The organism is Candidatus Amarolinea aalborgensis (assembly GCF_900491745.1).
Taxonomy (GTDB): domain Bacteria; phylum Chloroflexota; class Anaerolineae; order SSC4; family Amarolineaceae; genus Amarolinea; species Amarolinea aalborgensis.
This window is the reverse complement of the sequence record NZ_UETR01000021.1, coordinates 48,029-56,138: the sequence shown is the minus strand read 5'-3', so window position 1 is coordinate 56,138 and position 8,110 is coordinate 48,029. Positions and strand designations below refer to the sequence as shown.

General features: G+C 63.3%; 8 protein-coding genes. 1 reads left to right on the top strand and 7 read right to left on the bottom strand.

The genetic code is table 11. The features are described from left to right. Positions 1–126 precede the first annotated feature (126 nt). The gene (locus ACPQ6D_RS18530; protein WP_423225832.1) at positions 127–1,347 is read right to left on the bottom strand and encodes a M28 family peptidase; all 1,221 of its coding nucleotides are present in this window, start codon (positions 1,345–1,347) and stop codon (positions 127–129) included. An 80-nt stretch (positions 1,348–1,427) separates the two neighbouring features. Here ACPQ6D_RS18530 and ACPQ6D_RS18525 point away from each other — a divergent pair, with 80 nt between their 5' ends. After that, positions 1,428–1,877, top strand: a complete 450-nt coding sequence (locus ACPQ6D_RS18525) for an acyl-CoA thioesterase (RefSeq protein ID WP_423225831.1) — start codon at positions 1,428–1,430, stop codon at positions 1,875–1,877. A gap of 152 nt (positions 1,878–2,029) precedes the next feature. Here ACPQ6D_RS18525 and ACPQ6D_RS18520 read toward each other — a convergent pair whose 3' ends face one another. The 6 genes from ACPQ6D_RS18520 to ACPQ6D_RS18495 all read right to left on the bottom strand — a co-directional run bounded on the left by ACPQ6D_RS18520 (position 2,030) and on the right by ACPQ6D_RS18495 (position 8,089). Beyond that, entirely contained in the window at positions 2,030–2,425 is a 396-nt protein-coding gene (locus ACPQ6D_RS18520; protein ID WP_423225830.1) for a DUF4760 domain-containing protein, read from the bottom strand. Positions 2,426–2,431: 6 nt separating this feature from the next. Continuing rightward, positions 2,432–2,827: a hypothetical protein gene (locus ACPQ6D_RS18515; protein WP_423225829.1), complete on the bottom strand. Its 396-nt coding sequence runs from the start codon at positions 2,825–2,827 to the stop codon at positions 2,432–2,434. After that, complete coding sequence (locus ACPQ6D_RS18510) at positions 2,824–3,753, bottom strand: helix-turn-helix domain-containing protein (protein ID WP_423225828.1); 930 nt, start codon at positions 3,751–3,753, stop codon at positions 2,824–2,826. The genes ACPQ6D_RS18515 and ACPQ6D_RS18510 overlap by 4 nt, the downstream gene beginning before the upstream one ends. A 62-nt stretch (positions 3,754–3,815) precedes the next feature. Continuing rightward, entirely contained in the window at positions 3,816–4,445 is a 630-nt protein-coding gene (gene scpB / locus ACPQ6D_RS18505) for an SMC-Scp complex subunit ScpB (protein WP_423225827.1), read from the bottom strand. A 5-nt stretch (positions 4,446–4,450) separates the two neighbouring features. Then, complete coding sequence (locus ACPQ6D_RS18500; protein WP_423225826.1) at positions 4,451–5,032, bottom strand: Asp23/Gls24 family envelope stress response protein; 582 nt, start codon at positions 5,030–5,032, stop codon at positions 4,451–4,453. A 114-nt stretch (positions 5,033–5,146) separates the two neighbouring features. Continuing rightward, on the bottom strand, positions 5,147–8,089 hold the full coding sequence (locus ACPQ6D_RS18495; RefSeq protein WP_423225825.1) for a YfhO family protein: 2,943 nt from the start codon (positions 8,087–8,089) through the stop codon (positions 5,147–5,149). Between the last annotated feature and the right edge of the window lie 21 nt (positions 8,090–8,110).

Here is an 8,110-nt window from a genome sequence, read left to right as displayed (position 1 = left end):
CCGTTCGGCTGAGCTAACGGCGAAGCGGGTCGGACGTCGGGCGATTGAAATCGCGGCAACCACTGCCAAGCCTCCCCTTCGTGGGCCACGCCCCGAAATTGAAATGCGCCGCGTTTTGTCCGCGGCTCACGCCTGCCATTGCGCAGCCGCCAGCATCACATCCACAATGTCAATGTGTCCATCGTGATCGAGGTCCATGCGCCGATCGTAGGCGCCGTTCCATCTCTCCGCGACCATCGTGATGTCGGCGGCGGTCACCACCCCATCGCAGTTGATGTCGCCCAACAGGCAAGTGCCGGCCGTGGCGTCCAGCGCAGCAATCAACATCTTGAGCACTTCGGCCGCCTGCGCGGGCGTCACCTTGTCTGGCGTGTCGCATGTGCGGTGATAGCAGGCGTAGCTGTCATACTCCTGTTCGATGAGCAAGATGGCCGCCATGTTCGCATTCAGGAAGGGGACATGGTCGCTGCCCCAGGGATCGTATGAGATGGCGACGTTGAGCGTCGTGTAGGTTTGCGCGTTTTGACTCAGCGTCGTCACCAGACTGACCGTGCCCGGCACGGCGCTGCTGGTCTCCAGCAGCACATTGGTCGGGTAGGCCGCACTCTTGTAGCCAATCATGTCCATGATGAAAGCGCCTTTGATACGCGCGCGCTCGGCGGCGCTCAAAGAATTGACATAAGCCTGAGACCCGATCAGCCCCTGCTCCTCGCCGGCAAACGTTACAAAACGCACAGTGGCCTGCGGTGGATACTGCGCCAGGATGCGCGCCATCTCCAGCGTGCCCGCCGTACCGCTGGCATTGTCCTCTGCGCCAGGGGCGTTGGTGGCGGCAGAAGCCGAAGTGGAATCATAATGCCCGCCGATCAGGTAGACGTCATTGGGGCGGGTGCGGCCCGTGATCTCGGCCACCACATTGTGCGCAGTCCCATAGGAACTGCTGAAGGCCTGCAAGGTCGTGACATACCCCAAGGCTTCGAACTGAGTCTTCAGCCAGTCGCGTGCGAGCTGCTGGCCGACGGTGCCGGTTCGTCGTGTCGTGGTGGCCGGGGCCTGGATTGTCGCCAGGAGCGTGATGTCCGCCAGCGTGCGCGTGGCGCTCACAGCCGCCACCAAGTCGCCGCGGCTGTGATCGGGCGTCAACTGCTGCACCCACCAGGCCTTGCCTGACGTGCGCCACAAACTGTCACGCTGGGCGATTTGCTGTGCAAACGCCGGATTGGCGCCCCAGCCGCCAATGTCCATCGCAAGCGTGCGCCCAGGACTGGCCGCCTGCAGTGGCCCTAGGTCGCTCAGTAGAATCATGACCAGAAAGCCAACCAACAGGAAGCGTTTTCTGCGTGACATGCGCTGACTCCTTTTACTTTGCTTGAACCGATTGCCTATGCTATGCTAGGCCTTATACGGGATTCGAGACGGAGGAATCTGTGACCGATTTGCTGACGCGTCGTGAGTGGCTGGAAGGAAACGAGGCTTGCGTTCTTGTGTCGGTGCGCTACGCGGAAACAGACTCGATGGGGATCGCGCATCACAGCAACTACATCATCTGGTTCGAGGAAGGGCGCAGCAGTTTGATGCGCTGCCTGGGCCTTCCCTACAGCCAGGTCGAACAGGCAGGCTATTACCTGACCGTGGCGGAAGTGATGGCGCGCTACATCACTTCCGCCCACTACGAGGACATGCTCGTGATCCGCACGCGCTTGGGCGATTTGCGCAGCCGCGGGCTGCGTTTTGACTACAAGATCGTGCGCGCGCGTGACAACCTGACGCTGGCCACCGGCTATTCCAGGCATATTTGCATTACCCACGCCGGGCAACCGACGCGCATCCCCGAGACGATCATGACACACCTCGCGCCTGTTGCACCGGCGCCCTGACCACAAAATGGGCCGGGGATGAACACGGAGCGCCGCGGATTGCCTGGTCTTATCCATGTTGTGCGCCGAGCAACCGATCACCCGATCAATGCGCTCGCGACAAAAGACCACACCATCTTGTCTTCTGGCGTGGTCTTTTGATGATCCGTGAGCTACAGTTTCGGTGGATTGGCTGTTTTCCAGGCCCGGCAGCGCTGCACCAGAAGCTCAAAATTCTCATACAAGCGCGCGTCAATCTCCTGGCGCATGCCCTTGAGCACCGGCTGCACGCGTTCCCACAGGATTTCGATGCCCCCGAACAGGTCAAAGAAAAGATCGGCATCTACCAGGTCGCGAGTCACCAGGACGCCGAACAGTTCCATCATGCCGCACGTGCTGCTGAAATAGCGCCATTCGCGTGAGCCGATGGGATAACGGCGTTGAAAATCCGCATAGTCTTGAGCGACGAAGCTGGCGTACATCCACATGCGCGCCTCGTGCGCCTCGTCACGGTTGGCCAATTCCCACAATTTCAGGATGACATCCACATCCTGCCGATTAGGCGCCATGGCTCCTTACTCCCAACGATCTACAATATGACGCTGGACGACGACCGACGCGCCGTTTGCCTCTTGCAGCTCAACTGCGCCCAAATCCCACCACAGTATGGCGCCGGTGAATACCTCGCCGCTGCGTAGGATCAGGGTCAGTGGTCGCGCGTTTTCCTGCGCATCCACCAGGGCCGAAGTCAGGCCTTTGCGGGGCCAATTCTGCCGCCAACGCAACTCATCGGGCGCAACCTCATAATAGGTTGCCATCTTCTCCAACAGTTGCTCCTCGCCGATGGCTCGGTAGCGCTGCTCAATCTGCCGATAGATGCCGGCGGGGATTCCGCTGGCGGCTTCGATCTCCCAGGGCGTTGGCCCACCTTTGACCGCGCGCAGGTAGCGCACATAGTCCCCCAGGCTCATAACGCCGCCTTCTGGGGGGAATGGCGATAGTAGGCAATGGCCAGTTTCTGCACCGTCGTTTCTGCGCCGGACGCTTCACGGATGGTGATGGCGTAGGGACTGAAACCGATGACCTGGCCAACAATCTGGCTGCCATCAAACAGCTTGAAATCGAGCTGCCTTTGCTCCTCCTGGACTGCTGTCAGATACCGGAATTCGAACTCGTCCACCGATTCAGGCAGGTACGGACGCTGGCGTTTGCCTTTGGGACGCGACGGGTGCTCCTCCACGATCCGTTTCTGCAGCGTGCCGAGCAGCTGCGACGCCTCACGTCGGTTCAACTCGCTGAGCGGCTTGCCAGCCTGCGCTTCCAAGTCCGCCTGTTCCACGCCCAATCGCTTTCCCAGGTTGACCAGATGCGCGACCTGGCTGGCGCGTACGGGGCCGGGCACGGGCGGCGCGCGGCGCTCACGGTCGGGCCGTTCCGGGCGTTCACGTCGAGGCAGCCGGCGATCGGGCGCACTGTAGCGTGGCGCGCCGCCTTCTGGCCCTGGCCGCGGCCCTGGTTCGGAACGGGGAGGGCCTGGCGGCCGACTATAAGCGGGGCGTTGACCGCCCATCGGCGCGCTGTACGGCGCGATTGAGTCCGCGCCAGGGCCAGCATGCGTTTGAGGCGCTGGCGCCGTTGAGCGCGGCGGCGCTGAGGTGGGTGCGGGGCGTGGCGTGTTCGTTTCACCCGGCGGGGGCGACGGCGGCGGATCGGACTGAATCTTGATCTCCCAGGGTTCTACATAAAGCGCACGGGCCAGCCTTTCAATGTCTTCAAGCGGAATCGGAGTCTCGCCCAATTCATAACGCTGCAGGACTTTGGACGAGATGCCGGTGCGGCTGCTTAATTCTCCAACCGTCATGCGTTTGCGTCTACGCACTTTCCAGAGGTCTTCCATGATTGACTGCTCCTCGCTATTGGACGCGCCTGAATCTAGCGTATGGTCTTCATCGCCGATCTTCAGGCGCTCGCGGTTTTGTCGTCCGCCGACGCGACCGCCTGCGCATCACGTGCGGCCAATTCGGTAACCAGGGCTTCGGGCAGCGGCGGCAGGTCTTCGACGCGACTTAGGCCAAAATACTGTAAGAATTCAAAGGTGGTTCCGAACAGAATGGGGCGCCCCACTGCGTCCAGGCGTCCCTGCTCTTCGATCAGGCTGCGACTCAGCAGGGTGCGCAGCACGCCATCACAGTTGACGCCCCGAATGGCCTCCAATTGTGTGCGCGTGACCGGCTGGCGATAAGCAATCACCGCCAGCGCCTCCAAGGCCGCAGGCGAGAGACGCGGACTGGTGTCAACACCCAACAAACGCTCAATGGCAGATGCGGCTGCCGGGCGCGTCGCCAACTGGATCTTGTCATCCTTACGCTGCAGGCAGATGCCGCGGCCATCGAGATCGCGGTCCAAGGCTTGCAGCGCTTGCTCAATCTGTTCTGCTTCCACCAGCAGCACGGCGGCCAGGCGTGCCACAGTCAGCGGCTCCGCCGCGGCGAACAATAGGCTCTCCACCAACGCGCCCAGCGCCTCAGGGGAGGTGTTCGCCGCACCAGTCCCCCGCGCCTCGTCTCCTGTCACCTGATCTATGGTCATGAGGTCTAGCGCTGAGACTCCTTCTCGATGGTTGGGCTGTCGGCATACGGCGCATGGTCAATTTGCACCTCCGCCTTGCCCAAGCGCAGGCCCATGCGCTGCTCGATCACTTCACGCGTGACCGCTAGAATTTCCTCTGTCTTCATCGGCACTTCGATGTCCGGGGTTGTGCGCACGAACAGCCTGATATCCACGCTGCCGCCGTGCGCTTTGACCTCGGGCGTGACGCTCACCACGTCGGCTAGTTGGTCCAGATGCCACGTCAGCCGGCGCGTGACCGAATCAGCCGTCAGCGTAGCTCCGCCCGCGCCGGCGGTTTGCACTCGCACCGTGGCAGGCTTAGTGCGTCGTATCTCGAACCAAATGAGTGGAATGAAGAGCAACGCCGCCGCGACGACCACCGCAACCTGGGCCAGTCGGAAGCGGAATCCGAGGTCGTAAAACCCCTGCGTCAGTGATTCATTCAGAAGGCTGATGAGCTGCTGCGCGAGGCTCAGCGCGCCAAATGGAAAGATAGCGACGCCAACGACGCACAGAAAAAGGACAACAAAGAGCAGAAAGATGATAACGCGGTTCAGACCATTCATGCGCACATACCTCAAGCAGACAACCCTCATCTACCGCGGCGCTGGCAAAGGCCGCTCCTCTGACATTATACCCGACTTTCAGATTCGCGTCTATCTCTGCGCCCTCGCGTTGCGTCATGAGCGAGGCGAGCGTTGTGACCACAGCCACAACACACTGACCAACGCGAGGGTTGCCATCGTAATCAGCGCGCCGAGGCGGACTGAATCGGGCGCGTAATCAAAGGTAATGCGATGCATGCCCGGCGGTAGGCGCAGTCCCCTGAACAACAGGTTGGCTTGCTCGATGCGCGCAGGTGCGCCGTCCACCGTCGCATGCCAGCCAGGAAAATTGGCGTCGCTCAGAACGAGGATGCCGGGCGCGGTCAGCGTGGCGCTGATTACCACCTGTTCTGGCGCATAGCGCTCAATCAACGCATGACCGGCTTCCTGGCCATCCTGACCTGCGGCTGCAGGCGCCGTGCGGCCGGTTTCCAGGACGACGACCTGGTCAGGGGCAAAGCCTGGCTGGCGCAGCGCGGCCAGGGCCGCGTCAGCGTTGGCCGCCTCGATCACATGCGCCGCAGGAACGACGTAGACACGCGGCAGCACATCGCGTTTGTCGTAGATCTTCACATCGCCCGAATGCACGCGCTGAAAATCGCCTTGCCCTGGCGTGATGAGGGCTTGACTGGCGCTGCTGCGGGCATCAATCAAGCTGATCGCTTGCAGCACGAATCGGCCAGTGTCCGCCGCGCCTGTCACCTCGATGGCCGCAATCTGCGATGGGACTGTCAGCGTCAAGATCGTCAGATAGTCTTGGCCGTCCGCGTGGTCACGCCAGGGATGACCCACACGCGCCTGCGGATGGTTGGCCTCGCCGCTATGCCAGGCGCCTTCGGCGGTGTCCTGGCCCGCGCGCAAGACAAAGTCGGTTTGCTGACCGTTGTAACCCTTCACCCGCACCGTGGCGACGGGCGCGCCGTCGGGCAGGGCCGCCGCGCCGTCCAGGTGCGACATCACGCCAAGCCCAGTCGCCTCGAAGGACCGATCCACGCGCCAGGCCTGGCGCCAGACCGCCCCGGCCGGCAGCTCGGCGCTGAACTGCAGATCGTAGTAGACGCCGTCCACCCAGACATCGAACACCTTGTCGGTGACGATGAAGCGCGCATTGACCAAGTCGAGCAGGGGCGCGGATGGCACGCGGCGTAGTTGTTCGCGCAGGCGGCCGTCGGGCACGAGCTGATCGTCCGGCACAAACAGGCGCTGCAGCTCGACGTAGCGCGCCAACGGCAGCACGCCGCCATCGTAGCCATCCACGCTGGGCAGGCGCCAGAACAGCGGCAGATTGGGGGCCACGATCTCCTTCTGCTTGCTGGCGACGATCAGATCGTACATCGCCTCGGCGTCCAACTGCCCGGCGAAAAGGCTCGTCAGCTCGGCCTGGTCGCCCGGATCGTACGTGATGCCCGACATGCTCAGGAAGCGCCAAAGGCCCGGTTCGCTGCGCAGATAGGCCGGCGCGTTGCGCCACGAGGTCACAGCTTCAGGCGCTGTCGCTTTGGTGTGCGGCAGGAGGCTGCTGGCAGCCAGCAGTTCCGCGACCAGGATCGCCGCCGCGGCCAGGGCCAGCCACGGCGCCAGTGGTCTGCGGCTGGCCTGCAGCGCATCCGCGCCGAGTGCGACCAGCCCGGCCATGCCGGCTGTGTAGAGCAGCAGCCAGCGGGCGGGCGCGCGGAAGAGCGCCCAGCCCGGAATCAAGCGGTAGGCCAGGTAGTACAGCGGATTGTAGGCGCCGACGGCCAGCGCCAATCCGCCGAGCGCCAGGATGAGCAAGGGCCAGCGCCAACGGCCAGCCTGGCGAGCGCCCCACGCCCCTAGCAGCAGGCCGCTAAAGCCAATATAGGCTACGTACTCGGCAAAGCCCGCGCTGCCAAAACGCGCGGCCAGGTTCTGCCCGTAGGCCGGCAGCAGGGCCCAGGGCAGCCATTGGGGCTTGAGCGAAAACGAGACCACCTCGCGATAGGTCAACCCGTTGGCGCGAGGAGACAGCGCGCTCAATTCCAACGTGGGCAGGAGTTGAACAGCCGCCAATCCCAGGCCGATGACCAGGCCCAACGCGAGGATCAGCAGAGGCCACGCACGGGGGAGGAAGGAAGGAAGACGAGAGATGAGAGATTGGAGATTGGAGATCGGAGATCGGAGGTAACGATTCAGCCTCCGGGCGACCGCGGTCGCCGCAACGACTACGGAGCCTCCCTTCGGAGGCTGGCGATAATCGGCGACGGCCGACTTGGCAGCCGTTGCCGCGGTTTCCACCGCCCATACGCCGGCCAACGCGTAAAGCCCGGCGCCGATGGCGCTGATGTACCAGGCCTGGGTGTGGCCGGCGAACAGTTGTAGAGCAAAGATGGCGCCGATGGCCGCGGTTGGTTTGACCGCCGACGCGACCGCGGCTCGACTGAGCTCGCCGAAGTCACGGCCGATCTGCGCGTGACGCCAGGGTCGCGTGAGGAGCTGGGCCGCAGGCGCCCGCAGGCTGGTCAGCGCCCAGAGCAGCGCAGGAAACCAGGCGTACGCATTTAGTTGGTTGATCTGCCCTACATGGCCGCCGATGAAGCCGCTGCCGGCAAAGACAATGCCGCCCAGCCAGGCCGCGAGCGGGCGCATGCCCAGCCCCCGCCGCAGCCAGCCATACGTGAACGCGCCGCCCAGCCAGACGTGCAGAGCGATGGACCACACGATAGCCCGCGAGGTGCTCAGCCAGGCCAGCGGCCAGTGCAAAGGATAAAATACCGCCGCCTGGCTGTTTGCCAAAAATGGCGCCCCCAGGAACAGGTAAGGGTTCCACAGCGGCAGATGCCCCGCGCGCAGGGCCGCGGCCGCAAAATCGCGGTAGGGCGTGAAATAGGTCCACACATCGCCGTTGGCCAGCACGCGGTTGGTGAAGACCAACCTGCCGAATAAGGCAAGCACGAAGCCTGCCAGTCCGGCCAGCGCGATGGCATCGAGCCGCCGCGCACGTGCAGCGCTGTGGGTCGGATTGGATAATGGGGCGATGTGAGCATCGGTTGTAGTCATGATAGTAGGCTTTATTGTGCA